Consider the following 26,346-nt stretch of genomic DNA (forward strand, 5'->3'; position numbering starts at 1 on the left):
TTCCATTCACATAGTTTTCTAAGTATCTCGCCTACTGCCCTTCGTTTCTCACCATAGAACACCTGTCTTCGATACTTGGGTGCAAAAACAACATGATATTTACAGTTCCATCGCGTATGCGCTAAGCTCTTTTCGTCCCCCATTGGGACCCCCTTTCAATTCATAATTAACTCTTGCAGTTGCCAGACCACAAGACGTTTTTATCAAATTGAAAGGGGTTATATAACTGACTTATAGCTGTAAGCTTTACGGAACCCCCAGCCTAGCTGGGGGTTTTCTCTATACAAAAAAACAGCCAGCATAAGCTGACTGAATATTTTGATAAATCGAACAAGAATGCCTCTGAGTAACAGAAAGCTTAATATCCCTAAGTGAGCACCGTTGCAAACTGCACCGGAGTCGGTCGAAAACTAAACATCAAAAGAAAGCCCAATATGGCTAAGTTTGGTTTTAAATGCTTCTATCGAGTCCGCTTGGTAGGTGGGGGAACCATTAAAATAACGGGGCTTTTCTGGAAGCAAGGCTTCCTTAAGCGTTTTTTCTTGCTCAAGGTCATCATGATAAACCGTAACACGATTGGGAATATCCTGTTTAAATGTCGCCATAAATGTCTCCTTTCATTGACGCTTTGTTTTCAACCTATCTAAGCGTAGAAAATACCCCCAAAGAGTCAAAACAAAAATTCACCACCATTAGCCACACCTCTATTTTTTCTGCATAAAAACAGATAATTAACGTTTTTCCCATCGCAGCTCAATTTTTGATTTTGTGATACCAAGCGTAGTCACAACAATTCTGACCAAACAATAACAATTCAACTTAAACAATTGAAAATAGACATAATCGTAAATCCTGTCCGTCTAAAATAATGTTAGTTCACTTACCAGAGAAAAGACTGTCATACCTGCGAACTCAATATCACCTTTCGCGTATTTCGGATGCAAATATTCCTAAATCAGACATTGGCGGATCAATGCCCTAACTTCATCCGCCATATCGAAGACAATGAATTCGATTCATTCATAAAGGGAGTCACAAATGCAAACGAAAATAACAATCGCAAGAACCGCTATCGCGGCCATAATCAGCACCACATTACTCAGTGGATGTTTCTGGGATGACCCTAAAACAGCGGCAAAATATGTCAGCGACAATATCGATAAAGATTCCGTTATTGAACACCTTGAAGTACTCGAAAGTCTCGCTTCACAAACTTCGGATGGACTTGCTATTACCCGAGCTGCTGGGGCACAAGGTTATCAAGATTCATTACAATATATTATTGATGTAATGGAAGAACATGGCTACCTCGTTCAAACGCAAGAGTTCGATTTCCGAGCCTGGGAGGAGATCGGTGGTACTCAATTATTCAGTAACGAGACTGAACTATACAGTATTAAGAATTCCCCAAGTGAGGTCGAACCCGATTACGCAGTGATGTCCTATTCTGGAAATTCAAACGGATTACTAAGCGGTGAAATTGGCTTTGTTACTCCTGACTTTCGCTTTGACGCCCACGATTATGACAGCACTGACGGTTGCGAAAGTGACGACTTCATTGATAAAGAGCTCACCAACAAAATAGCTGTAATTCAAAGGGGTGGATGTACATTTGATGCAAAAGTCATTAATGCTCAACAAGCTGGAGCTATCGCAGTGATAGTATTTAACCAAGGGAATAATGATGGAAGAAAAGCAGTCGTCAATGGAACCTTGGGTAGTAACAGCCAAGCACAAATCCCCGCAATCGGATTGCGACATGATATCGCCCGCGCATGGTTGGAAGATGCTGATTTAGGAACCGTTAATATTACGCTAAACGTATCGACGAAAGATGAGATAGTCGTGACACAAAATATTCTGGCCGAAACCAAAAATGGCGATCCAGACAATATTGTCATGCTCGGTGCCCACTTAGACTCGGTACCTGAGGGGCCGGGAATCAACGATAATGGTTCAGGCACTGCTGGCTTATTAGAGTATGCCGTGACCCTCGCTAACCTACACGCCCCGATCAAAAATAAAGTACGCTTTGCTTGGTGGGCAGCAGAAGAGGCTGGGCTTGTTGGGTCTAACTATTATACAAACGGTGAATTTACCCCCTTGTATAACCAAGCTACTGCAGAGATCCTTAAACAGTTTGGATTCGAATCTCCAGCCGAGTTTACTCAGGTTCATTTTAACCTTGTTGAACGTCGTTATAATGAACTTAACAACATCAAGCTTTATCTAAACTTCGATATGATTGGTTCGCCAAATTATATTTATGGTGTTATGGATGGTGACTTATCTGACACCAAAGATAGTCCTGATAACGCCTACACTGGAGATTTCACTCCGCCCGAAGGCACTTCGGATATAGAAAACACCTTCACTGAATTCTTCACTCTTCAAGGTGAAGCCACCGTTCCTCAGGCTCTATCTAAACGTTCAGATTATGCAGGCTTTGCAGATTGGGGCGTCGCATTTGGTGGCCTATTCACCGGAGCAGAAAAAGTAAAAACTGATGAGCAAGCAGCCTTATTTGGCGGGGAGGCAGGCATCGCATACGATAAGTGTTATCACCAAACCTGTGATGACAATACCAACATCAGTCAACAAGCTCTTTTTGTTAATACACAATCTTTGGCGTATGTGACCACTTACTATGCGATGAGTCAGCCATTATTCCCAGCACCGCAACCAGAGCCAAGAATGATGCGATCTTTAAGTCTTGGAGAGCCATCAACTCAATTACGTATTGGCACGAAACTGAAAGCAGCACCAAGTACATCAGATCATGACCATTTTCACGGTGACTTTGACCAAGATAACCACTAATTAATTTGAGCAATAACAAGATGCTCAATAACCACTAAATCTGAGGGCTTTCTGATGAAAGCTCTCTCATTTTTCAATCCCATTAATATATTCATTCCTTACCAAGGATTAGATATTCCCAAACAACAGCTCTTGGCCTGAAAAATAATTCAACAAACACCACTACAAAGTGATAAATAGGTCACTATTTTCAGATTCATAGACTATTACAAAAAATAAAACCTCGTCAAAATGGTGCGACAGTGAACGTCATTACGCATGCTGAATTAAATCGAAGCAAGATTTCTTGCATATCCTTTGCTACTAGAAGTTACCAATCAAGCTCATGACACAACCTTGCTCACGCCCTTACCCACTCGGTGCAACTTTAGACCAATATGGTTGCAATTTTTCTATCTACGCACCTGATAGCACAAATATTATGCTGGCGCTATTTGATGAGTATGGGCAATACAAAACCTATTCATTTACCGAAGATTATGCGGGCATTAAACATACCTACATTCCTGGAATCACAAGTGGGCAAGAATACGGATATTTAGTCATGGTCAATAATGAGATGACTTTTATTGCTGATCCTTATGCAAAAGCTCTAACAAAAACACCTACTTATACTCTCCCATTTTCGGCAAAAAAAAGTTTTCAATTAGCAAAGTGTGTAGTGCGTGATGACCAGTTTGATTGGCAAGGTGTGGAACCACCAATGCGCCCTCGAGAAGAGATGGTATTATTTGAGACACATGTAAAAGGGCTCACCAAACGACACCCTGAAGTAGCTCAAGAACAAACTGGTCGCTATCTCGGGCTCGTCAGTGATGCCATGCTCGCATTCTATAAACAGCAAAACATAAACACGCTGCAACTTCTCCCCGTTGCGACCTGCTTGAACGAACCTCACCTAATCAAAATGGGTATGGTTAACTATTGGGGCTACAACCCGTACCTATTCATGGCTCCAGACCCACGGTATGCCCATCATTGTGCCGTGACCGAACTAAAAACCGCAATAAGAGAACTGCATCGCAATGGCATCGAGGTGATCCTTGACGTGGTATACAACCACACTGCAGAAGGGGGGACTGATGGCCCTGTTTTAAACCTCAAAGCCCTTGATCAACATTACTACCTTAAACACGGAGTTCATTTCGCCAATTACACCGGTTGTGGTAATACTCTCGATCTCTCTTATCAACCAACCCTAAATTTGGTCATGGATTCTCTACGCTATTGGGTCAGTGAGTTTAAAGTTGATGGATTCCGTTTTGATTTAGCGGCAACATTAGGCCGTGAGGGAGATGGATTTAATCAAGGTAGTGCATTCTTTAAAGCGGTACGACAAGACCCACTCCTCAAGCAAGTAAAACTCATTGCGGAACCTTGGGATATAGGCCCAAATGGCTACCAAGTTGGAAACTTTCCTTTTGGTTGGAATGAGTGCAACGACCGCCTACGAGATATTAACCGCAGTTTTTGGCGTGGTGAATCTGGGTTTCTCCAAGAGTTTGCTACACGCCTAATGGGTTCAAGAGACTTGTACAGTGCCGCCGACTGGCCTTTCAAACTCACGGTTAACTACATCACCTATCATGATGGATTTTGTTTACAAGATTTAGTCTCGTATAAACAAAAACATAATGAAGCTAACGGAGAAAAAAACCGCGATGGTCACGGTGATAACCGCTCAGATAATTATGGTATAGAGGGAACAACCAATAACCCATTAATTATTGAAAAACGAGAAGCACAAAAACGTAACTTAATGGCCAGTTTGCTGTTTTCCTTTGGTATCCCTCATATTATGACCGGTGACGTTCTATCCCATACACAACAGGGGAATAACAACGCCTACTGCCAGGATACCGAAATCAGCTGGATAAATTGGCAACTTTCTGATGAAAAAGTTAATTTTCAACAATGGCTTGCTGAGATGGTTGAAGCCAGACAACGCTACATGCTCCCTTTTATCAAAGCATTTAGTGGCAAAACCAGAAATCAAAACCGCGTATCTTGGCATCAAGTTGATGGAAGCCTCGTTGAGCATGATGATTGGAATCAAATTCAAGCGATCGCGTTGCACCTTGGCATAGGAAAAAATGGTGAAGAGTTATTCTATTGCATTAATCAAGGACAAGCGCCAGCTCGCTTTACTTTACCAAGCGATCGTTCTCAACAATGGCAGATGATCTGCGATACGAGGGTTAGTTCACCTTATGAGACACTCAGTGCTCAACACGTATTGTTAGAGCCAGTATCAATGACCATACTAGCTTATACTCCTGATACCAACAAAAGGTGACGAAGCGCATATTATCAAACAAATTTCAAATTATTAAGTTGCTGAATATGCGTTGATGTGAGTAATGATTACGTTTAGAATGCGCGACATACGTCACACTTAATTTTGAAATGACCCAATAAATGGCGCTTCCTAAACTACTTCTTCGCACCCTTAAACCGTACCTTGTACTGCTAATTTGCGGAATGTTATACCTTGCCTATCAACAGCTAAAAACATCTGAACATGATGCTTATCAGCAATCGCTAGCCAATGTGAATACCGCGTCAAACCTCATTTCAGCACAAATAGAGGCGGCGATAAGTAAGTTATACCTATTGGAAGACACAACATCAGTGTCAAAATTTGACAATACCGCCCAACGTATTCTCAAACACAACCCCGTCTACTCTGACATTATCTACGTCAATAATGTTACGGGGCAATATCGTTCAATGAAACTCAAACCCACCAATTCAGAAAAAAATGCCCATATCCAATGGAGTAAGCTCAGTAAACTTTCCAATCAACTAGCTGTATCATCGCTATATGAGAAAAAGCCAGGGCAATGGGTTTTCGCTGTGCGTTATACGCCAACACAAGAGCATCAAATTTGGATAGAATTTGATCTTATGCATACCACGCAAAGTCTACGAGGGTTACGGACATTAACGGACGGATATGTGTTTGTTATTGATCGTAATACTGGAAGATTAATCTTCCATGCAGATCCAAATCGTATCGGTACCCCATCAGTTAGCTTTCATGGTGGAATCAGTGAGTTAATTAGCCACGGCAGTTTGTTTGGTGACCACGAATACTACTATCGCGACCAGTACAAAGTTTCGGTTTATGATGCTGACAACCCGTTCAACTGGGTATTCATTTCTGGTACCGATCGTTCCGATATTCTTCAAGACTCTTACCAGTTTTCATTGGCAGCCCTTGTGATCGCCTCACTTTTGGTGATTGCGATTGGATTTAAGTACCTTAGCCAACGTTTTAATCAGTCGATTAGAGAATTAAGCCAACAAGAGACTTTAACGGATTATAAGCAGCATCTTCGCTTCATTTTGGACCAATTCTGCGATCACAAAGGAGTACAGTTTTGTCTCTACGATAACAACCATGGTCACTTCAGCACGATTGATTTCCATGGCAATACTCATGTAGTGCTCACTGATAAAAATTTAGCCGCACAATTTGAACCCAACATCATCAAAAACGTGTCATCTCGTGGTGCTGACACACTGGCAAAAAAACTGCAAATTACTTCTCGCCACTATGCCATTCCTCTGTTTGATAAAAGTGAGTTGATTGGTGTTGTGTATATGCAAGTATCCTATTCAACGTTTAAAAGCATACTGCATCTAATTCGTAATTATGCTGAAATTTCGCTTGCCAACTTGATACTCAACCAGAGTTTAAGAAGCCAAGATGTAATGACACATTTGGATAATAAGCTCACCATTCGTGGCGAAATTGATAACCATCTAGGTCATACTAACGTTTTCTTTGCTCTAATTGATATCGATCACTTCAAGCGTATTAACGATACCCATAGCCACCTCTGTGGTGATCTGGTGATATTAAAAACAGCAGAGATGATGGAAAAATGCTTCAAAAAACCGAAAGCGATCAGTTTAGCTCGTTATGGTGGTGAAGAGTTCTGTGTCCTTTTTCACGCAACAGATGAGCATGATGCCTATGAGCAATGTGATATTTTCAGACAAGTCATCGATCATGCGAACATGAACTTCAGCGGTCGAGATGTACATTTTACGGTGAGTATTGGCGTTACTAATGTGAAAGAAAGCCAACATGTGACAATAGGAGCTGCAGACAAAGCCTTGTATCAAGCAAAAGGTCTAGGTCGTAATCAAGTTGTTCTTAATACATTTCGCTTTTAAGCAAAAATATGATGAATAGAAATATCAGTAAAAGTGAAGGAATTAGCCCCGAATTTGATTGCTGACGATCAATCCGTCTTCTTAACAGGTATTTTTTCACGACATTAATACCTCTAAGTAAATCTTGATAGAACGTCAGGGTTAAGCCTTTTCAACTGAGTATTGTTAGTGAAGCCACTACAATTCCTTACTTTTACTGAGTTAGCCATTGGTTATATTTAATTATGCTACTAATGACTTACTTAATTAAAAGCGGAATTCACTATATTATCCACCCCCCCATCTAGGGGGTATAAGCTGGCGTCGTCAACAAAGTCGCGACCAGATCGCTTTGACGACTCGTCCCAGTTTTATGATAAATCGCCTTGATATGGTCTTTGACTGTATGAACTGAACGTTTCGTCATCTGGGATATCTCCTCTCTTGAATACCCCATCACCAAGAACTCACAGATCTCTGTTTCGGTTGCCGTCAGTGAAAATAACGGTTGAAGCAATGACGAATTGATTTTGGCTGTTCGTTCACACTCATACAGATAGATAATAGAACCAATCTCCGACTGTTCTAAAACCGACTTATCCAACACCCCTTTTAAAAAACCGTTATTATTCTGAGTTAGATAAATAGGAACAAACAACAACGCTAGCGCTTCCGAGCCCTCACCGATATTTAATACCTTACAGGGAATCGCCTCATCACTTCCCCCCTCTATGAGGGAAAAGTACAGATTGGATAAAAATGTTTGCTGTAAAGCCATGTCATTCAAACGACAGCGCGTTGAAGAAATATCTATCAGACTGTTCCATTTTGCGATATCTCTAGCTCTTTGGTTAGCAGAAACAAGCTGCCCTTTACTATCATAAAGTAAGATTGCGTTAGGTAAACACTCCGTCAATAGCGAGATGTCTGCATGCTTACTTTTTGCTGATTCAAAATGTTGATATAAGGAAAATGCCCTTTGAATATGAGGAATCAGCTTATCGAGCATCTTGATGTCGCTCACTGTCATAGGACCTACATCAGATTGTCGATGTAAGGACATCAAGGCGACGTATTCATCACCTAAACCCACACAAGTCACTGCTACATCACAAAATTGATGATGATTAAACCACTCTTGAGCCATCACCAATTCATCGTTCTGTCCTAACTGCTCTTGAGAGGGGAGCCCTATATGCTGATGAAGGGTATAGAACTTTCCCATTGGTTTGTTTTTTACATAATCATGGACGTAGTTCCCAGAACCAATATGATTACCAATATATTCAATAACTGCATCCGCCTTTCGTCCAGCAATCCAAGCATTATTCACTTCAGAGTCAAAGCTTTTGTTTATATGAAAAACCGCATCGGCTAAAGCAAATTTTTCTGCCAGTCGTTCAAGGAAAAACTGAAAACCTTTCGGGTGTGTCGGGGCTTGATACAGCGCCTCTAACAAGTCACTGAACCGATCCAGAGTACGTTCGACTTCTTTTTCCATACTAACTTCTTTCTTCCAATGAGAGATAAATAACGAGAATTGCCAACCCTAACTGTACCAATTTATTGATAAAAACATAAAGATTATGCAACAACACAACTGTTAGCTTATGAAAGAATGTGACATCACGCATTTTAAATTGCGGTAACAATCGGCCGATTTTGCCAATAGCCTGTTACCAATAATCAGTTGCCGACAAAATAAGATGCTGACAAAATAGCTTTACCAACGAAAACCGTCGAACCATTTTCATGCCAACAAAAAAAATATCCACCTCGCAATTGGCCAAACTAAAAAGCCTAGAGGTTAAACAACTTTTTAATGAACTGAAAACCGTCGGTTATATTAATAGAGCTAACGAGCTTTGGTTGCTAACCGATCTTGGTCAACAGTTTGGTGGCGAGTATCGTGAACATAAAAAGTTTGGTCGTTATATTGTCTGGCCCGAGAATTTACTTATCGACCTCTCATCAACCAGTAAAAAATTCCTTAGCGCGACCCAAATTGGCGAGCGATTTAAGCTCAATGCAAAAAAAGTGAACCAATTATTTAATGAGCTCGGTTGGATTGATCGATCACAAAATGGTTGGCAAGCAACTAATTCAGGTCTATCGATTGGAGCGCAACAACGGGAAGATCTTGACTCGAAAACCACCTATGTAGTGTGGCATGATTCTGTTGTGAAGAACTTGCGCTTTAAACAAACCATTTTAGAGTTCTTAGGGCATGATGCTGAGGCTCATTCCACAGACAAATCTTTATCGAACTTCCGTCAAAAATTTGAAGCGAAACATCGAACATTGGATGGACATTACGTTCGTTCTAAAGGTGAGTTAATCATCGACAATTGGCTCTACATGAACGGTATTGTACACGCCTATAACCGACAACTTCCGATAAGAACTGACATGTTAAGTGATTTTTATCTACCAAGTGGAAAAGTCTATTTACAGTACTGGGGAGATGATAAGGGGGAGACAGAGCAAAACTTACGAAATGAAATACGTTCTGTTTACCAAGAACATGATTTTGAACTGATCGAAGTGTATCCCTCTGACATTGAAAAATTAGACGAAGTTTTACCGATAAAACTTCGTCATTTTGGTATCAAAGCGTATTAGTTGCTTTGCCATCATCCATTTCTCTAGGTGAGCCCTTTATTTGGACCAACCATATCGAAATTAACGACGAGAAGAGTAGCGAGCCATTGCTGCTTCTTCTTTTGAAACCACGGTTTTACCAATGGGTGCCAGCGAAATAACGGCTAATTTTAAATGTTGCAACGCGAATGGAATACCAATGATAGTAACAAAACACGCAACAGCAGAAATAATATGACCGATTGCTAACCAAACACCTGCAAAAACAAACCAAATGATGTTGCCAATAACACCAAACGGACTGGTTCCAATGTCCATCTCATTGGTTAATTCATCTCGAGAAATTGCTTCCTGTCCAAATGGGAAAAATGAAAAGTTACCCATAACGAAACACGCTCGGCCCCAAGGAATCCCGATAATACTGATAAAAGCAAGCAGGCCAAAAAACCACCACATCAGCCCCATCACAAAACCACCGCAGATGAACCAAATAATATTACCTAATGTACGCATCGTACCATCTACTCCTAAATTTTGACTTCTGTAGACTCATCGTCACTTTCTAATTACTCAGCATCTTATCCAAATCAGTTGAACGCAAGATGAATAACCGAGTTAAATTTCAATCCCAATACATCATATTATAGCGGTTTAAGTAGCATAGTATCTGCTTAACCAGCCAAGCTTTGCCACACGGCGGTTAGTCCACTTATTGAACACAACATTAGGGCACCGATTCGAATTTTTTCTTTCGGTAAGGATTGCGTTGTTGCTCTCGCCAGTCGGTACCCTAACCAAGCTGCCGGTAACAATGGAATCGTAATCCAGACATGGTGCCAATTTAAGAAACCGGCTGGCATTTGAACCATCAACGAAATCATTGAACTGAATACAAAAAACGCTGACAAATTACCTCGCAACTTATTAGCGTCTTGGTGCTGAAGGAGCAATGCCATCGGAGGCCCACCTATCGCAGAACTGGTACCAAAGAATCCAGAAAAGAACCCAGCTATCCCCATTCGCATCGGGGTAGGCTCAATACGAAAAGGCAATAAGCTGACAGCAACGGCAAGCAGTACCAAAATCCCTAGCCACAACGCCAAAACATCCGTCGAAACCATAACCAATAAAACACCACCAGCAATGGAACCGGGAATACGACCAAGCAAGGCCATTTTTAAACCACCGATTTCTATGTTATCGCGATGTTTGAGCGCGTTCAGTATTGAAATAAATAGAGCGACCAAACAAATAGGCGCTGGAACATACATAGGTGAAACAAGAAATAGCAATGGTGCAGCAACAATCGCTAAACCAAAGCCAATCGCAGTTTGGACAAACGAGCCCACGAAAATCAAAAACGCTGCAATTAAAGCCTGCGTTGTCATCCATTCAGCAAACATAACTGTATATTGAGTAAGTAATTATATGAGCCATGATAATCGATATTGGTTAAAAACCCTCAGCAATTTTCTAAACCTACTCACTATTTGCCACAATGACAAAGGACTAGTACTACCGACCAATTTAACCAATCGTAAAGTGAGAAACACCACTAAAGCTCCCACATTTTTAACGGTTGTGACATACTGATATTCCAATAATCTTAAGGGTTTAACATGTCTGCTACCGCATACCTCAATGAACTGAACCGCCAATACTTGGAAACTCATCGAATCAAAGAAGATTTCTTTTGGGAAACCTATATGGGTACAAGTGATAACCATGCAGGATCAACATTGGCACAAACCGAATGGACTCAATTCGTTAGCGACGCATCAAAAATAGAGACGATTAAGCAACAAATCGAACAAGCAATGCTTATTGAGAACATCCAAGAACGTCAGCAAACTCTGATTGGCCTAAAAGGTTGGCTCGCGACTTTTCAAGCTCACGGTATCGAGTCTGCCCAAGCACAATCACTCAAAAAGCAACTGATTCAATTTGAAGCTCAATTATTTGAAAAAAAACAAAACCACGTAATGACCTATCGAGATACAGACAATAAACTCGTTGAGGGTTCATTACCTGTACTTGCTTCAACAATCCGAACTCAATCAGATGAAGCAGTGCGCCAATCTGCGCACCAAGCCTTACTCGATTTAGAACAATGGCTACTAGAGAACGGTTTCTTAGAACTGGTAAAATTGCGTAATGAATTTGCGCGCTCTCTTGGTTATAAAACGTTTTTTGATTATTCGATCGTAAAAACAGAGCACATGACAACCGAGCAATTGTTCACCATTCTTGATGATTTTGAACAACGTACTCGTGAGCGCCATACCATCAGCCTAAAAGAACTCAGTCAAGAGAAAGGCGAACAAGCACTTAAAGGTCATAACTTTGTGTATTCATTCGCTGGCGATGTCATGCGTGACTTAGACCCTTATGTACCATTTTCTAAGTCATTACGTCGCTGGGTTGAGTCATTTGGTCGAATGAACATTGATTATTCGGGTGCCGAATTGACGCTCGATCTACTCGATCGTAAAGGAAAGTACCCAAATGGATTTTGCCATGGCCCTATCCCATCATTTTATGATCAAGGGGAATGGGTTGCCGCAAAAGTAAACTTCACCAGCAATGCTAAACCAGACCAAATGGGCAGTGGCTACGATGGGATGAATACCTTATTCCATGAGGGGGGGCATGCTGCTCATTTCGCTAATGTGAAAATGAATGCGCCATGTTTTTCTCAAGAGTTTGCTCCGACATCAATGGCGTATGCCGAAACACAATCGATGTTCTGTGATAGCTTGCTCAAAGACGCTGACTGGCTGAAAACATACGCTTTAGATGCAAATGGAGAGGCAGTGCCTGACAGTGTTATTCAAGCAATGACAATGAGTCGCCAACCTTTTAAGGCTTACGAGGAACGCAGCATACTTGTTGTGCCTTACTTTGAGAGAGCCTTGTATGAATTGACGGATGACGAACTCACACCAGAACGCGTAACACAGTTAGCTCGTGAGACCGAACAAGAGATATTAGGTATAGCGTGTAGCCCTCGACCATTGATGGCGATCCCGCATCTACTTTCTGATGAAGCATCTTGTGCTTATCAAGGATACTTACTTGCACATATGGCGGTGTACCAAACTCGTGCTTACTTTATCAACCAATTTGGTTACCTAGCAGATAACCCTGAAATTGGGCCATTACTTGCTGAACATTACTGGTTTGCTGGTAACAGTCTGACCCACAATCAGACTATAGAAAAGCTCACGGGTGAGGGATTTAATGCCAAATACCTAGCCGATATGTGTAACCTTTCTTCTCAACAAGCATGGGCGCTACAAGAAGATAAGATAAAAAAGTTGGCTTTGCGTGATACCCAAGTGCCTGCGGCATTAAATGCAACAATTCGAGTGGTTGATGGCGATATTGCGATTGCTGATAATCAGGTGTCAGACAGTGACATGTGCACCCAATTTGAACAATTCATCGTTCAGAAATATGGCCGCTAGAATACATTCAAAAATACCTACTCGTTATAGCTTTCAAAGCATGGCAGTATAGCGATGGTGTAGGTCTCGTCCTAAAATGCAAAAAGCCAACCGAAAAATACGGTTGGCTTTTTTAATCATTTATTTCAGACACTCACAATTCAAGCGTATGAAATAGCGTGACATCCTATGGCTGCTGCTTAGTTGGTGCTAGAGCAATTTCACGAATACACACGTTTTGTGGTTGTTGGTAAGCGTAAACGACTGCGCGAGCAATATCATCAGCTGCCAATACGCCACCCATGTCTTCTTTCCACGCATCATAGCCATCTTTGATATCTTGAGATGAAGTGTGAGAAAGTAATTCTGTCTCAACTGCACCTGGGGCAATCGTAGTTACACGTACATTTGAAAGTGCCACTTCTTCACGAACATTTTCTGAAATAGCGTGTACTGCGAATTTAGTACCACAGTAAGCCGCATGATTTGGGAAAGTCTTCTTACCCGCAATCGAACTGATGTTGATGATTGTACCGCTATTACGTGACTTCATTGGCTCCAGCACTGCGTGCATACCATTTAAAAGACCCAAAACGTTCACATCAAACATACGCTTCCACTCAGAAGCATCTTGCGTATCGATTTGACCTAACAGCATCACACCAGCATTGTTAACTAACGCATCAACAGGGCCAAATTGTGCTTCACCTTTTGCGATCGCCGCTTCAAACGTCTCTGCATCTGTAACGTCTACTTTTTCGCATAAGGTATTCGGTAGATTTAGCGCTTCTAAACGTTCAACACGACGAGCTAACAATAATAGAGGGTGGCCTTCCGCGCTTAAACGACGAGCAATAGCTTCACCAATACCAGAACTCGCACCTGTAATTACAATTAGTTTTTTCATTATTCGGGTCTTCCTATTTTCAAAAGAGTCACTACAGAATAGTGTGCATTAGCGACACTTGCGTCGCGATGGAGCAATAATAGTAGAACTCGTTTTGTTGATATATATCACCCCAGTTCAAACACTGTTGCCATACAGCAACAATAGAACCATACTACAACTTATATTCTCCCCCCTTTAAGATTAGCCATGCTCAACCACATTAACCTCACCGATATCCGCTCGTTTGTTTTCATTGCCCAACTCGGTAATTTCACCAAAGCAGCTGAAGCAATGGATGTGTCCCGCTCGCACGTATCACGACAAATTACTCAGCTTGAAAAGCAAATGGGTGTAACCTTACTGATTCGTACGACTCGAACACTCAAGTTGACCGAAGCTGGACGTCGTTTTTATCAACAATGTGAAAGTGCGCTGCATCAAATCGACCAAGCTCTATTAGCAGCAGCTGATGATGTTGAATCAATTCGTGGTGAACTAAGAATCAACTGTGTGGGGGGCTATCTAGGTGAAGAGTTGATCGCAAAAGTCGCAGCAGAATTTATCCAAAGCCATCCTGAAGTCAGCATTGACCTTGATTTCAGTAGCCATCGCGTCGATCTCATCAATGATGATTTTGATATTGCATTTCGAATGGGGAAGCTTGAAGACGCCGGTTTTATTGCGAAAAAATTGATGGATATAGAGATGAGCACTCTCGCGACACCAGCGTACCTCAAGCAATTTGGTACGCCTGAACACCCGAAACAATTGATGCAGCATCAGTGTTTAACCGGTTCAGTAAAGCGATGGGGATATCAACACATCACTTCGCAGCAAAACTACGAAGTCCATGCTAATGGCTATTTACAGTGTAAAAACGGCCGCGTCTTGGTCAATGCCGCACTGCTTAGCGCCGGAATCATTCGAGTACCAAGCATCTATTGTTTGCCAGAAATCAAACAAGGTACATTGGTTGAAGTGTTCAAAGAATGGCACATTCCTAGTGTGCCATTCTCTGCGATTTATCATAAAGACCGATACCAACCAAAGCGATTACGCACTTTTCTCGACTTTACTTATCAATGGTTTGAGAAAAACTAAGTTTGAAAAAGCGATACGTTTAAGAAAGAGCATGTCGCTAACCATATAGACGCAGTTAGCGGCGAAACTAGCGTAGGAGAAACCAACGCAACATACGCTCAAACCCTTTTCTATGTCTTAGAACCCAGCGAGAGCGAGGTAACCAACTCGGTGTCACTAACACCGTTTTGGTTTTAGAAAAGGCCAAAAACCCTTCAATACCATGATATTGGCCCATTCCCGATGCCCCCACACCACCAAATGGTGCGTCATGAGCTGCCAAATGCAGCAAGGTATCGTTAATCGCTAAACCACCACTTAAGGTTTCACGCGTTACTTTTTTCTGTAACTCTTTGTCGTCACTCATTAAGTACAAGGCAAGCGGTTTAGGTTTTGAACGTATATATTCAAAGGCCTCTTCAATTTTTTGGTAGCCAATCACTGGCAAAATAGGGCCGAAGATCTCTTCCTGCATCACCAACATTGATTCACGAACATCCATCACTAAATGCGGAAGCATTTGACGCCCGGTAACTTCGACATTTTCTATAGTCGTAATTCGTGCTCCTTTTTCTTTGGCATCACTCAATAAGCCTTGCAAGCGTTGATACTGTTTATCATTAATGATCTGACTTAACTCGACAGGTTTGTTTTTTCGGCAAAATGCACGACGATAACGCTGTAAATATTGTTCTGCAAACGCATCTTGTTGCCCCTCAGGAAGCAGGACATAATCTGGTGCTACACATATCTGACCAGCGTTGACTGACTTTCCGAGCATAATCGCATCGATCGCTCGAGTGATATCGGCATCAGAAGCAATAATCACCGGAGACTTCCCACCGAGCTCTAACGTCACCGGAGTTAAATTTTTCGCCGCTTCTTGAGCAACACTGCGGCCAACCGTTGTCGACCCCGTAAAAATCAAGTGATTAAAGGGAAGCTGAGAAAAAGCTCGAGCGATAGTGACATCGCCATCGACGGAGTAAACCTGCCCCTCTAGTTGAGCGAAGATTCGGCTCAAAACCTGATTAGTGCTAGGCGTAAACTCACTGAATTTGACCATGACCTTGTTACCCGCAGCCAAAGCCGTGATTACTGGCGCGACGCTCAATACAATCGGGAAATTCCAAGGCACCATAACGCCAACTACACCAACCGGTTGATAATGAACGGAAACCTTTGATGGGTTCAGCATCAAACCCGAATGACGACGGCTCGGTTTGAGCCATTTCGTCAATTTCTTCAGTGTATAATTAATATGTTCAACGGCGGGTAATATGTCACAAATAACACTGTCAAACTCACTGCGAAAACCATAATCTTCATTTAGTGCTGCGACCAAATCTTTACGGTGTTCGAGCAATGATTTCTTTAGTGTCAACAAGTGTTCGCGCCGAGTCGAACGTTCTGGATTCGGATCCGCGCTAAACTGACTCTCAACCTCATCGAAAAGGTGCTGCAATTCTTGTTCATTTTTGACGTGTTCTTTATTCCAACGACTTAAATCAATCACTTTTTCCATAATACCGAATGCCCATGTTAGCCAAGACTTTACTCATTGATATTAGCGAGAATAGCGCCATATTTCAGCCATCATGTATCACGTCGATAAACAAAATATCACCCTATGGTCACATTTTTTGTAACAAGAAAGCCCGAATTGCCGACTTCAATTCACGTACTTATTAAGAGCAAACGTTAAATGCTTGAGGAAGAGATAAACGCAGCACCTGTGGAGATATTAAGGGGGTGGGGGCGGAGCATACTCCATCAGGTTGCTGCTGATGATCATTTTCACAAATAAAGCGGAACCAAAATAGTGACAAAATCATATATTACTGTTCCTCAATTTAATCTAAACATCAATATGTCGTTCAATTTGAGTCAGAATTGGCTAAAATGCGGAACAACCAACTGTGTTTATTACTCAATATCGAGTTTTCATTTAATTGAGGCCGTATGTCAGATCTAAACTTACTTCGCTACTATTCTCGTCTTGTTTCTCTTGGGGTCGGGAAAGAGATAAAAATCGCCCTTCCCGACGTAGCCGAAGCACTGTTTACTAGCCCACGGCATGCTCGAAACTTACTAGGACAAATGCAACAATACGACTGGCTTACATGGCAACCTAAAGTGGGACGAAACCAGCGGTCGACTCTGATTCTCAACACCCCTATCGATCAGCTTCGGGCTCAACTTGCAAGTAAGCGGATTTTGGAAGGTAAGTATGAAAAAGCACTCTCTATTTTAGATAACGATCAAGCCATTTTTGGACGTTTGCTGCAAAGCACTTCGGGTGCATCAATGCGCGAGGGGCGTTTGCATATTCAGCTAACCTATAAACGTGCATTTGAACGCCTCGTCCCTCATCAACTACATCGTTCCAGCGAACGTTATTTCATCCGCCAGATTTATTGCTGCCTTGTAAGCAGTAACCCTAACGGCTATCTCGAACCTCAACTTGCCCATCATTGGCACTATAACGAGCAAACATTTGAATGGACGTTTTATTTACGTCCGGGGCTCAGTTTTCACAATGGTGAACTCATTACCGCACAATGCATTGCAGAACTATTTAATGCGTTGAGAAAACAACCTATTTATAAACCAGAGCTCTCACATTTGAAAGATGTGACCACCGATTTAGGTACTAAGGTTATCTTTCATCTTTCTCAACCTGATTTTGGGTTTGGCGGCCTCATTTCTGGGGTTAAATATGCGATACAACCCACCAGTCAATTACGCTCTACTACTAGTGAAAGAATCATAGGTTCAGGGGTCTTTGAAGTGACGGAACAAAGTGAGACCCGATTGTGCTTACAAGCTTTTGACCGATATTACGCTTGTCGCTCACTGACAGATCAAGTCACTATCTGGCATTTTGATCATAGCGAACCTCAAAACCAACAGATTGAAACTAACTTACCCAATGCTCGTGGTAACGATGGTTGCCAATATTACCTTTCCCAATCTGGAGGGGATAATAATGACAGTAATATTAAGCGCAGTGATATTAAGCACACTCGGATTGAAGATGGTTGTGTATTTATGTTATTCAACCAACACTCACCGAATGCGCTAACGAATCAGCAGCGACGCTACCTCTCAACGGTGTTGACTCCGGATATTATTTACCAGCAGCTTGAACAAAATGGCACAACATTTGGCTGTGAAAAAGCGCGTAATTTACTCTCAATATGGCAAGAGGTTACTCGTCCGCCCGCTGAAGCAACAACGCTACCTGAACAGATATCGATTGCAGTTTATGATTATAACGCCCTTGACCATTGCGCTAATGCCGCTAAGCAAATCTTGGAAAACCAAGGGGTAAACGTAACTATCCACCACTACAGTTATCGAGAGCTGATTAAATTATCAGAAACCAATCAACTAACAGATCACCTAATTATCACCAACATTAATTTGGATGATAATCGTCATGCCTCCGCTTTTGGTTGTCTTTACCATAACCCGATATTGCAAAATGCGATTGGAGAAGAAGCGAACCACTGGCTGGTCACGTCGCTTCAAGAGATGCGTTCACACACACCGTTAGAAGATTACCTTCAAGCACTTGAACCTATCGCCTCTGCTTTGATCAACCAATACTGGCTAGCGCCATTGTTTCACCACCGTCAAACATTGCGCTTTCATGATGTACTTAACGATGTTGCGCTCACCAACTGGGGATGGCCTGACTTACGTAGTGTTTGGTCAACCGATTAAATCTACATACCCAAATAACCTCAAGTTGCTTGATTCAGCGAGAATAACAGGGTTAGACAAGCTGTCATTAAACGTGACAGTAGATTCCCCACATCGTCTAAGTTTTTTGAGCATAAGATTAGCTTAACCTCATCTCGGTTAAGCTTTTTGCCCTACCTTTTTCATCCGTAAATAATTTGAACTCTAAACATCTGTTTACTACGCTTTTTTATATGTTTGAAAAAGGAATTCAACATGAAATGGACGCTCATTCCGACAATTATACTGTCATGCCTTTTTGCTATCCCTGCTTATTCTAAGTCTTGCGGTGACGTGACCATCGCAGATATGAACTGGAATTCAGCCAGCCTCATGGCACACATAGATAAATTTATTCTTGAGCATGGATATGGATGTAACGCCGAACTTATTCCCGGCGATACTATGCCAACTGGAACCTCCATGGTAGAAAAAGGTCAGCCAGATATTGCCCCTGAACTCTGGAGTAACAGCTTAAAAAACGCGTTAGACCATGGCGTTAAAGAAAAGCGCTTACGCTATGCAGGAAAATCACTGTTAGATGGGGGGGAAGAGGGCTTTTGGGTTCCCGCTTACCTTGTTGAACAATATCCAGAACTGGCGACCATTGATGGCATTAAGGAAAATGCCAAACTGTTTAGACACCCTGAAGATCCCGATAAATCAGCATTTTATAGCTGTCCTGCTGGGTGGAACTGTCAAATCAGTGCTGGTCACCTTTTTGATGCACTTGGCTTAGAAGAAGCAGGATTCACCATTATTGATCCTGGTTCAAGTGCTGGTCTTTCTGGCTCTATCGCAAAAGCCTATGAACGAAAAGAAGCCTGGTTTGGCTATTATTGGTCACCAACGGCGATCCTTGGCAAATACAAAATGATCAAAGTCGATTTTGGTAGTGGTGTGGATGAGAAAGCCTTTGTAGAGTGTATTACCCAAGCCGAATGCGACCATCCGACCGTCACTATGTACCCACCATCACCCGTTCATACCATCACAACTGAAAAATTTGCGGCGCGGGCACCACAAGCTTACCTATATTTATCAAAACGTGGATTCACCAATACCAATATGAATGAAGTACTCGCATGGATGGAGGACAATCAGGCCGATGGTGAAGAAGCGATGATCTATTTCCTAAGCGAGTATCCTCAAGTTTGGAAAACTTGGTTACCGGCTAATGTCGCAGAAAAAGTGGAGCAAGCCATAACAACATACTAGGAAGACTGCTGGCATTCAATGGAGGTTGTTATCGCAATGGATTGGTTAACACAATTTCCCGAAATGGACCGAGCCCAATTACGGGATATACGCAAAACGCTCGATGGCGCATATCGCGAGTTTTCTCGTGAATATGGTGAATTGATTGAATCATTTTTCGATCCTTTGCTCTCTTTCCTCATTTGGTTTGAAAAGCTCTTAATATCAACTCCTTGGTTCATAGTTCTGGCGGGCTGCTCTGCAGTTGTATATGCCGCCAGTCGTTCATGGAAGCTCGCTCTAGCTTGCGTAATATCTTTACTGCTTATCGGCTATTTTGGTATGTGGGAAGATACCATGCGTACGCTGAGTATTATTACGGTTTGCACCCTACTTTCCATTATTCTTGGTATTCCAATAGGGATTGCAATGGCCCGATCCAATCGAGTTCAATCAATGATTGTTCCTTTACTCGATGTGATGCAAACCATGCCAGCATTTGTATACCTAATTCCCGTGGTAATGCTATTAGGGATTGGTAAAATTCCCGGTGTCATTGCTGTCGTCATCTACGCGATTCCCCCTGTCATTAGACTCACCAATTTAGGTATCCGACTCGTCGATAAAGAAGTTCTCGAAGCCTCAACGGCTTTTGGCGCAACAGCTCGTCAGCGGCTTTTGGGAGTGCAGTTGCCTCTTGCTATGCCCACTATCATGGCCGGAATCAATCAAACCATCATGATGGCCTTATCTATGGTTGTCATCGCCTCCATGATTGGCGTCAAAGGACTAGGTCAACCCGTACTAAAATCAATCACGAACCAGTATTTCACGTTAGGTTTACTCAATGGGTTAGCCATTGTCGTTCTCGCCATTCTATTTGACCGTTCATCACAAGCCTACGCTAAACGAACTCAAGCTCATTTACGAGGAGGCCATCATGACTAACGCCTTTATCGAAATATCTGGGTTATACAAAATATTTGGCCGCAACCCAGATTCCGTAATCGAACGTATCCACCAAGGCGAAAGTAAAGAGCGTATCCTTGCCGAAACCGCCCATACTGTCGGACTAAAAGATGTCAACTTAACCATCAAACAAGGGGAAGTTTTTGTCATTATGGGATTATCAGGATCCGGTAAATCAACCCTAATCCGCCACTTTAACCGTCTTATCGAGCCAACTTTGGGTACTATCATCATTGATAACGTCGATGTAATGAAGCTTGATTCAAGGTCACTTGAACAGTTTCGTCGCCAACGCATGTCGATGGTTTTTCAGCGATTTGGTTTACTTCCTCATCGCAATGTCATTCATAACATCGCTTATGGTTTGGAAGTACAAGGCATTGCTAAAAAGGAGCGATTAAACAAAGCGCGACATTGGTTAGAAATGGTTGGCCTCGACGGCTATCAAAAACACTACCCAGCACAATTGTCTGGTGGACAACAACAACGAGTTGGGCTTGCAAGAGCATTGTGTACCGATGCTGACATTTTGTTGATGGATGAAGCATTTTCTGCCTTAGACCCGTTAATAAGAAGTGAGATGCAAGACCAACTAATTGAGTTACAACAGAAATTGCATAAAACCATCATTTTTATTACTCACGACCTAGACGAAGCGTTACGTCTTGGTGATCGAATCGCAATTTTAAAAGATGGATGGTTAGTGCAGCAAGGCACCCCAGACGAGATTCTGCTGGATCCTGCTGATGACTACGTTGAGGCTTTCGTCAAGGATGTAAATCGAGCGCGCGCATTAACTGTTGACGCAATCATGAGCCCGACGACCAATACCATCATCGCCAAGACCGTTGATGAAGCGATAATTCAGATAAAGCGACGCGGACTCGCCTACGCATACCATATAACGGAAAATGGTTATCAAGGTCGATTGACTCAAACATCACTATTACAAGTAATAGGAGATGAACAGAATTGCCGACTTTGCCGAGCACACTACGAAACTGTGCCAAGTGTTTCTCCTGATGATGCCATTGAAAGCGTACTCGATAAAACCATGCTCTATGAGCATGCACTTCCCGTGGTTGATGAACAAGGAACACTCATCGGCGAGCTTGAAAAGAAAACGGTAGCAGCAATATTTATTCAACGAGAAAAGCCTGACGAAGCCGATAAGAATAGACTTCATCAAGACTTAGACCAAGCAAGCTAACACGATTGCAGTTGAACTTTATGTAATGGTAATTTTTCTTTGAATTTCATTAGAGCTCTAATGAAATTTATCCATATGAAACAAGCAGGCGGATCGTTATTTAACTATTTATTTTTTCGTATCCGTTAACGTCTTTTCTGACTGAGCAGTCTCTTTTCACTAAGTATGCTTTGGACGTTCCATTTGCTCTAACTCAAGCATCAACTTTTCCTGTTTATCCGTTGTTGATTTCAACGCCTCAGCCGTCACCTGAATCGCCCCGGCCATCGCAGAAACATGACGAGTTGTACTCACTAACGTGTTCAACATCGGACGTAAGATAAACCAATAAATCGCCGCGATGACAACCACCAGCAACACAGTGATCAGGGAGACTAAAAGCAACAGTTTAAACTGGAGATCCGCCAAGAAAGATTCAGTACTCACCATCAACTCAGCTTTTGTTTGCTGTAAAGCACTAGGTAATGCTGTCATTGATTCTTTCGATATAACCACCAGCTCATCAAAACTTGTAAGTGTGGTGTCTAATACCTGCTTTTGTTCTTGGGTTAAATTATCACTTTCAGCCAGAGTCGCTAATGCGCTCCCTACGCGATCAAGTGCTTCACTCGTTTGAACAATTGATCGTTCAATGCCCTCTAGCTCAAGTGCCATATTGATGTTAATTAGCGTTCTATCTTGAGAGTGAGGCTCTCTCTGAACAGATATTTCACTTTCAGACGTATCGGATTGCGCCCATGCGCTACCATGCGTCATGAGACAGAACAATACAAACCATGCTCGCATAACCTATTTTCCTTAACCAAATGATTTAATTAAGGATAGAATACAATTCATTGCATATGCCTGCATGAGTATGTAATGACTTTCATATAAGCAAACAGTGACATACGGTGTTAATGGCCAAGTATTTAAAATCGAACTTTACTATGACTTACCTTTAGCAATTAGAAAGATAAGTTTGGTCAACAGAAATTGCGCTTCTTTTCCCAGCAGTCGACTAGCTGCTGCAACATCAGTTGCACTTATTTTTTCAACACCATGGCTGTCCAAAAATACATCTAAATCGCTAATTTTTAACGCTCTAAGAATCGCTCGAAACTGAGTCAGCTTCATATCAGATTCACCTCTTTCAATGCGTTGATAGGTTTTTAAGCTCATCCCTGCGATGTCGGCAATATTAGCGCGAGTCATGCCCGCCTCTTTGCGACGTCGAGTAATAACTTGAACAATGGGATCTATATTCATCGAACTCTCCTATAGGACACATTTGACCTTAATACAGCAATAAACAGACCAAGTTAACCAGATGGTGTTTACGCTTGCCGATCACAGTAGAAGAATCCATTTCCATTGATTCCTATACGTTTTCAGGTGTTTTTTTAATCATGACTCAGGATACCTCGTCACAATCGGATGCAAACTGCGAGAAACAACTTCGCAATATGCAAATTTACTTCAATAAACTTATTGAAAGCATTCAGCCTGAGGTCAACAGAACAGAAAGGGAATTCACATCACTTATCAGAATAAGTCAGCAACGTTTAATGACATTTAAAGAGCTGCAACTACACTACTTACTGATTAATGATGAAGAGCGTATTGATGCGTTTGATGCGATGACAAAAGCAGAACAAGCGATTGCCCTGCTTGGTTTACCGGCATTGACTTATGCAATCGATCAGATAGATCGACTGCTCCAAGCCGATTAATCCATTAGCATTGGGTATTATGTAAAACCTAAATATGAAGCATGGGTATCGAGCACAAACTCTAGCTCATGCTCATACTTCAACCACAAAGCGCTGAGTTACTCGATGACAAGGCTACCGTCTTGATTGAATGACCAACAATCGCCATAAGCCACTTCCCATAAATATCCATCAGGATCAGAAAAGTAACCACTATATCCTCCCCAAAAGACATCTTGAGCCTGCTTCTCTAACTTTCCACCCGCTGTAACAGCTAAAGCCAGAACCTGATCTACCTCTTCTTTAGTTCGCGTATTATGCGCAAGAGTTATACCGCTAAAGCCTGGATTAGGTACGCCAAACTGTGGCGATACATCTTCGGCCAATGCTTGCAAAGGATAGAGAGCTAAACATACGCCACTGGTTTTAAAAAAGACAATGCCATCTTTAGATTGGTTTGGAGATTCAAAACCTAACTGTGTATAAAAGTGATAGGAAGCGTCTAAATCCTGAACGCCCAATGTGATGATGCTAATTCTTGGTTCCATGGTCGATATCCTTATCTTATCCAATAAAATCATTTCATCAGTTTAGTGAGTTCTTACCCAAAAGTGGAAATCATTTCTCAAATCGCGGCTTTGTCTACAAACCTTTTTCATCAATAAATATTTTCGTTAAGCCAAGCATCTCAAAGTTAACTGGAGAATATTACCGGACTGGATCGTCCCATGTATTCATCTTGACGCAAGTGAGCAAACGTTAGGGGATATAGTGAAATGATTTAAGCCAATAGTGATATTGATACGGTTGCGCTGAACTTTCAACATCACTAGCATAGAGCGCTCTCTAAGTCTGAACCCCTCACTTTCTGAGCATTCTAGTCAAATCGAACCATTTCGACACATACCGTCGATAATTCAGGCTTTTCATACTAAACAACTCATCACAATAGCGATTCGTTTCCGCTATCCAAATCTAGAAATAGCTCACATTTACTGCGTTACTGGAGGAGCAATGCCAAAAGGGCTAATGCTGACAGATCTCGCCATTGCTGGCTGTTTATTAATTATTGCGAAAATACTTCGCGTTCATGTACCACTTTTACAAAAAATGTATATCCCCTCAGCAGTACTCGCTGGGATTCTTGGCCTTGTATTAGGCCCAGCGGTTGCCAACTGGTTACCTTGGACACCAACTTTTACTGCCAATGCGGGCTTACTGACTGCGGCACTGTTTTCTGCACTCGGTCTTGCTACCGATATTCCATCCCCCAAAGTTGTAGCGCAGCGAGCCGGTTCACTTTGGGCATTTAATCAAATCGCGTCTGTCTCTCAATGGTTATTCGCCAGTATGTTTGGCTTGCTGTTAGTGACTTTCGTTTGGCCAACATTAAATCCTGCGATTGGGGTTACTCTTTCAGCTGGCTTCATGGGTGGTCATGGTTCAGCAACCGTTGTGGGCGACATTTTAACTAACTCAGGTTGGGAAGACGGATTTACCCTCGGTCTTACTTTCGCTACCGTCGGGATTTTCCTTTCTATCAGTATCGGTATGCTGATCTTACAATTAGCACTCAAACTGGGGTGGATTCGTTCTTTCACTACCTTTGCAAGTATGGATGAGTATCAGCGCAAAGGGCTGATTAAACCTAGTGAACAACAAACGGTAATGAAAGATACCATGTCATCATTGTCCGTTGATTCATTTGCCGTCCACGCAGCTCTTATCGTTGCCGTCACCGCATTTTCCTATATCTCGTCTAATTACCTATCGTCATTTCACGACAAGGTACAAGTACCTACTTTCGTCACCGGGTTTCTTATTGGTATGTTGGTACGTTTGATTGCAAAACGCACCAAGGCTTCACATTATCTTTGTGATGGCGCTTTTCATCATGCTGCGGGGATCAGTACTGATTACTTAATTATTTTTGGTATTTCGGCAATCAAAATAACTATTTTGGCTCAATATCTCGCTCCCATGATCATCCTTGCAATAGGCGGAATAGTCTTCACGTTGTGGCTGGTATTGTGGGTTGCCCCTAGAATATTGGGGGACGATTGGTTTGAAAAAGGGCTCTTTTCTTGGGGATGGTTAACTGGGACTGTCGCAATGGGTATTGCGCTACTGCGTATTATTGACCCAAAGATGCGCAGTAAAGTTTTAGATGATTACGCTATCGCTTATGTGCCCGGTTCCATCACCGATATCTTCATTATTTCGCTGATGCCTATTGCGATGTATAACGGATATCAGTGGCACGCATTGGGGATTGGGCTCGCGTACATTATTTGCGTGTTGCTTATTTGGCGCTTTGTCTTCAACCGCAGCTATGCCCTTTCTAAATCTTCATCTTAAACGGGTTTGATGGTTGAGATAGGATCAAAAAATTATCCACCGGCATAGCCGGTGGTTTTTCATATGCGCCTATAAGGCTCTCCTACTGGCTGCGCCCTAGCAGGCGCATAGTGACCTGACATTTGCATATGACTATTTCCTGCGGCCCGTAAACGGGCTACCTGAATACGGGAT

At 42.1% G+C, this 26,346-nt stretch carries 22 protein-coding genes; 12 read left to right on the forward strand and 10 right to left on the reverse strand.

Features of this window, described 5'->3' with window-relative positions; genetic code table 11:
- On the reverse strand, window positions 1-143 hold a 143-nt coding region (locus DZ860_RS22325; protein ID WP_207890671.1), incomplete at its 3' end, for a transposase.
- A gap of 267 nt (window positions 144-410) precedes the next feature.
- Window positions 411-605, reverse strand: a complete 195-nt coding sequence (locus DZ860_RS22330; RefSeq protein ID WP_120035413.1) for a hypothetical protein — start codon at window positions 603-605, stop codon at window positions 411-413.
- A 433-nt stretch (window positions 606-1,038) separates the two neighbouring features.
- Here DZ860_RS22330 and DZ860_RS22335 point away from each other — a divergent pair, with 433 nt between their 5' ends.
- From DZ860_RS22335 to DZ860_RS22345, 3 genes are all read left to right on the forward strand, one after another.
- Window positions 1,039-2,820: a M28 family metallopeptidase gene (locus tag DZ860_RS22335; RefSeq protein WP_120035415.1), complete on the forward strand. Its 1,782-nt coding sequence runs from the start codon at window positions 1,039-1,041 to the stop codon at window positions 2,818-2,820.
- 325 nt (window positions 2,821-3,145) lie between these two features.
- Complete coding sequence (glgX, locus tag DZ860_RS22340) at window positions 3,146-5,116, forward strand: glycogen debranching protein GlgX (protein WP_120035417.1); 1,971 nt, start codon at window positions 3,146-3,148, stop codon at window positions 5,114-5,116.
- Between the two features lie 122 nt (window positions 5,117-5,238).
- A complete protein-coding gene (locus DZ860_RS22345) occupies window positions 5,239-7,005 on the forward strand; it encodes a sensor domain-containing diguanylate cyclase (protein ID WP_243641903.1) in 1,767 nt (588 codons plus the stop codon).
- A gap of 283 nt (window positions 7,006-7,288) precedes the next feature.
- Here the strand turns inward: DZ860_RS22345 and DZ860_RS22350 are convergent, their stop codons facing one another.
- On the reverse strand, window positions 7,289-8,485 hold the full coding sequence (locus tag DZ860_RS22350; RefSeq protein WP_120035419.1) for a helix-turn-helix transcriptional regulator: 1,197 nt from the start codon (window positions 8,483-8,485) through the stop codon (window positions 7,289-7,291).
- Window positions 8,486-8,736: 251 nt separating this feature from the next.
- On the opposite strand from DZ860_RS22350, the gene DZ860_RS22355 reads away from it, so the two are divergent.
- A complete protein-coding gene (locus DZ860_RS22355) occupies window positions 8,737-9,606 on the forward strand; it encodes a glycerol kinase (RefSeq protein ID WP_120035421.1) in 870 nt (289 codons plus the stop codon).
- A gap of 60 nt (window positions 9,607-9,666) precedes the next feature.
- On the opposite strand, the gene DZ860_RS22360 is transcribed toward DZ860_RS22355, so the two are convergent.
- Together DZ860_RS22360 and DZ860_RS22365 are read right to left on the reverse strand one after the other, a co-directional pair.
- Window positions 9,667-10,098 carry a YccF domain-containing protein gene (locus DZ860_RS22360; protein WP_120035423.1) on the reverse strand — a complete coding sequence of 144 codons (432 nt, stop codon included), beginning with the start codon at window positions 10,096-10,098 and terminating at the stop codon, window positions 9,667-9,669.
- Between the two features lie 158 nt (window positions 10,099-10,256).
- On the reverse strand, window positions 10,257-10,988 hold the full coding sequence (locus DZ860_RS22365; protein ID WP_120035425.1) for a sulfite exporter TauE/SafE family protein: 732 nt from the start codon (window positions 10,986-10,988) through the stop codon (window positions 10,257-10,259).
- A gap of 216 nt (window positions 10,989-11,204) precedes the next feature.
- Here DZ860_RS22365 and DZ860_RS22370 point away from each other — a divergent pair, with 216 nt between their 5' ends.
- A complete protein-coding gene (locus tag DZ860_RS22370) occupies window positions 11,205-13,052 on the forward strand; it encodes a M3 family metallopeptidase (RefSeq protein WP_120035427.1) in 1,848 nt (615 codons plus the stop codon).
- Between the two features lie 166 nt (window positions 13,053-13,218).
- Here DZ860_RS22370 and DZ860_RS22375 read toward each other — a convergent pair whose 3' ends face one another.
- Window positions 13,219-13,938 carry an SDR family oxidoreductase gene (locus DZ860_RS22375; RefSeq protein ID WP_120035429.1) on the reverse strand — a complete coding sequence of 240 codons (720 nt, stop codon included), beginning with the start codon at window positions 13,936-13,938 and terminating at the stop codon, window positions 13,219-13,221.
- A 189-nt stretch (window positions 13,939-14,127) separates the two neighbouring features.
- On the opposite strand from DZ860_RS22375, the gene DZ860_RS22380 reads away from it, so the two are divergent.
- The gene (locus DZ860_RS22380) at window positions 14,128-15,021 is read left to right on the forward strand and encodes a LysR family transcriptional regulator (protein WP_120035431.1); all 894 of its coding nucleotides are present in this window, start codon (window positions 14,128-14,130) and stop codon (window positions 15,019-15,021) included.
- A 67-nt stretch (window positions 15,022-15,088) separates the two neighbouring features.
- Here the strand turns inward: DZ860_RS22380 and DZ860_RS22385 are convergent, their stop codons facing one another.
- Window positions 15,089-16,525: a coniferyl aldehyde dehydrogenase gene (locus tag DZ860_RS22385; RefSeq protein ID WP_120035432.1), complete on the reverse strand. Its 1,437-nt coding sequence runs from the start codon at window positions 16,523-16,525 to the stop codon at window positions 15,089-15,091.
- 437 nt (window positions 16,526-16,962) lie between these two features.
- On the opposite strand from DZ860_RS22385, the gene DZ860_RS22390 reads away from it, so the two are divergent.
- The 4 genes from DZ860_RS22390 (at window position 16,963) to DZ860_RS22405 (ending at window position 22,123) form a co-directional block, all read left to right on the forward strand.
- Window positions 16,963-18,729 carry an SgrR family transcriptional regulator gene (locus DZ860_RS22390; RefSeq protein ID WP_120035434.1) on the forward strand — a complete coding sequence of 589 codons (1,767 nt, stop codon included), beginning with the start codon at window positions 16,963-16,965 and terminating at the stop codon, window positions 18,727-18,729.
- 234 nt (window positions 18,730-18,963) lie between these two features.
- Window positions 18,964-19,965 (forward strand): ABC transporter substrate-binding protein, encoded by a 1,002-nt coding sequence (locus tag DZ860_RS22395; protein WP_120035436.1) that lies wholly within the window; start codon window positions 18,964-18,966, stop codon window positions 19,963-19,965.
- Between the two features lie 36 nt (window positions 19,966-20,001).
- Window positions 20,002-20,892 (forward strand): ABC transporter permease, encoded by an 891-nt coding sequence (locus DZ860_RS22400; protein ID WP_439333181.1) that lies wholly within the window; start codon window positions 20,002-20,004, stop codon window positions 20,890-20,892.
- A complete protein-coding gene (locus tag DZ860_RS22405; protein ID WP_120035439.1) occupies window positions 20,885-22,123 on the forward strand; it encodes a quaternary amine ABC transporter ATP-binding protein in 1,239 nt (412 codons plus the stop codon). Before DZ860_RS22400 ends, DZ860_RS22405 begins: the two co-directional genes overlap by 8 nt.
- A 159-nt stretch (window positions 22,124-22,282) precedes the next feature.
- On the opposite strand, the gene DZ860_RS22410 is transcribed toward DZ860_RS22405, so the two are convergent.
- Window positions 22,283-22,909 (reverse strand): hypothetical protein, encoded by a 627-nt coding sequence (locus DZ860_RS22410; RefSeq protein ID WP_120035441.1) that lies wholly within the window; start codon window positions 22,907-22,909, stop codon window positions 22,283-22,285.
- Window positions 22,910-23,050: 141 nt separating this feature from the next.
- Window positions 23,051-23,371: a helix-turn-helix transcriptional regulator gene (locus tag DZ860_RS22415; RefSeq protein ID WP_120035443.1), complete on the reverse strand. Its 321-nt coding sequence runs from the start codon at window positions 23,369-23,371 to the stop codon at window positions 23,051-23,053.
- A 140-nt stretch (window positions 23,372-23,511) separates the two neighbouring features.
- Here DZ860_RS22415 and DZ860_RS22420 point away from each other — a divergent pair, with 140 nt between their 5' ends.
- Entirely contained in the window at window positions 23,512-23,835 is a 324-nt protein-coding gene (locus DZ860_RS22420) for a hypothetical protein (RefSeq protein WP_133305465.1), read from the forward strand.
- A 98-nt stretch (window positions 23,836-23,933) separates the two neighbouring features.
- On the opposite strand, the gene DZ860_RS22425 is transcribed toward DZ860_RS22420, so the two are convergent.
- Window positions 23,934-24,362, reverse strand: coding sequence for a VOC family protein (locus DZ860_RS22425; RefSeq protein ID WP_120035447.1), 429 nt, complete (start codon window positions 24,360-24,362; stop codon window positions 23,934-23,936).
- A gap of 466 nt (window positions 24,363-24,828) precedes the next feature.
- Between DZ860_RS22425 and DZ860_RS22430 the strand changes: the two genes are divergently transcribed.
- Window positions 24,829-26,172: a sodium/glutamate symporter gene (locus DZ860_RS22430; protein WP_120035449.1), complete on the forward strand. Its 1,344-nt coding sequence runs from the start codon at window positions 24,829-24,831 to the stop codon at window positions 26,170-26,172.
- Window positions 26,173-26,346: the final 174 nt, after the last annotated feature.

The organism is Vibrio sinensis (assembly GCF_003605645.1).
Lineage (GTDB): Bacteria > Pseudomonadota > Gammaproteobacteria > Enterobacterales > Vibrionaceae > Vibrio > Vibrio sinensis.

What these genes read in the sequence shown, in the direction of transcription:
- DZ860_RS22330 (WP_120035413.1), bottom strand. Translation starts at nt 605, where the DNA reads ATGGCGACATTTAAACAGGATATTCCCAATCGTGTTACGGTTTATCAT.
- DZ860_RS22335 (WP_120035415.1), top strand. Translation starts at nt 1,039, where the DNA reads ATGCAAACGAAAATAACAATCGCAAGAACCGCTATCGCGGCCATAATC.
- glgX (WP_120035417.1), top strand. Translation starts at nt 3,146, where the DNA reads ATGACACAACCTTGCTCACGCCCTTACCCACTCGGTGCAACTTTAGAC.
- DZ860_RS22345 (WP_243641903.1), top strand. Translation starts at nt 5,239, where the DNA reads ATGGCGCTTCCTAAACTACTTCTTCGCACCCTTAAACCGTACCTTGTA.
- DZ860_RS22350 (WP_120035419.1), bottom strand. Translation starts at nt 8,485, where the DNA reads ATGGAAAAAGAAGTCGAACGTACTCTGGATCGGTTCAGTGACTTGTTA.
- DZ860_RS22355 (WP_120035421.1), top strand. Translation starts at nt 8,737, where the DNA reads ATGCCAACAAAAAAAATATCCACCTCGCAATTGGCCAAACTAAAAAGC.
- DZ860_RS22360 (WP_120035423.1), bottom strand. Translation starts at nt 10,098, where the DNA reads ATGCGTACATTAGGTAATATTATTTGGTTCATCTGCGGTGGTTTTGTG.
- DZ860_RS22365 (WP_120035425.1), bottom strand. Translation starts at nt 10,988, where the DNA reads ATGTTTGCTGAATGGATGACAACGCAGGCTTTAATTGCAGCGTTTTTG.
- DZ860_RS22370 (WP_120035427.1), top strand. Translation starts at nt 11,205, where the DNA reads ATGTCTGCTACCGCATACCTCAATGAACTGAACCGCCAATACTTGGAA.
- DZ860_RS22375 (WP_120035429.1), bottom strand. Translation starts at nt 13,938, where the DNA reads ATGAAAAAACTAATTGTAATTACAGGTGCGAGTTCTGGTATTGGTGAA.
- DZ860_RS22380 (WP_120035431.1), top strand. Translation starts at nt 14,128, where the DNA reads ATGCTCAACCACATTAACCTCACCGATATCCGCTCGTTTGTTTTCATT.
- DZ860_RS22385 (WP_120035432.1), bottom strand. Translation starts at nt 16,525, where the DNA reads ATGGAAAAAGTGATTGATTTAAGTCGTTGGAATAAAGAACACGTCAAA.
- DZ860_RS22390 (WP_120035434.1), top strand. Translation starts at nt 16,963, where the DNA reads ATGTCAGATCTAAACTTACTTCGCTACTATTCTCGTCTTGTTTCTCTT.
- DZ860_RS22395 (WP_120035436.1), top strand. Translation starts at nt 18,964, where the DNA reads ATGAAATGGACGCTCATTCCGACAATTATACTGTCATGCCTTTTTGCT.
- DZ860_RS22400 (WP_439333181.1), top strand. Translation starts at nt 20,002, where the DNA reads ATGGATTGGTTAACACAATTTCCCGAAATGGACCGAGCCCAATTACGG.
- DZ860_RS22405 (WP_120035439.1), top strand. Translation starts at nt 20,885, where the DNA reads ATGACTAACGCCTTTATCGAAATATCTGGGTTATACAAAATATTTGGC.
- DZ860_RS22410 (WP_120035441.1), bottom strand. Translation starts at nt 22,909, where the DNA reads ATGCGAGCATGGTTTGTATTGTTCTGTCTCATGACGCATGGTAGCGCA.
- DZ860_RS22415 (WP_120035443.1), bottom strand. Translation starts at nt 23,371, where the DNA reads ATGAATATAGATCCCATTGTTCAAGTTATTACTCGACGTCGCAAAGAG.
- DZ860_RS22420 (WP_133305465.1), top strand. Translation starts at nt 23,512, where the DNA reads ATGACTCAGGATACCTCGTCACAATCGGATGCAAACTGCGAGAAACAA.
- DZ860_RS22425 (WP_120035447.1), bottom strand. Translation starts at nt 24,362, where the DNA reads ATGGAACCAAGAATTAGCATCATCACATTGGGCGTTCAGGATTTAGAC.
- DZ860_RS22430 (WP_120035449.1), top strand. Translation starts at nt 24,829, where the DNA reads ATGCCAAAAGGGCTAATGCTGACAGATCTCGCCATTGCTGGCTGTTTA.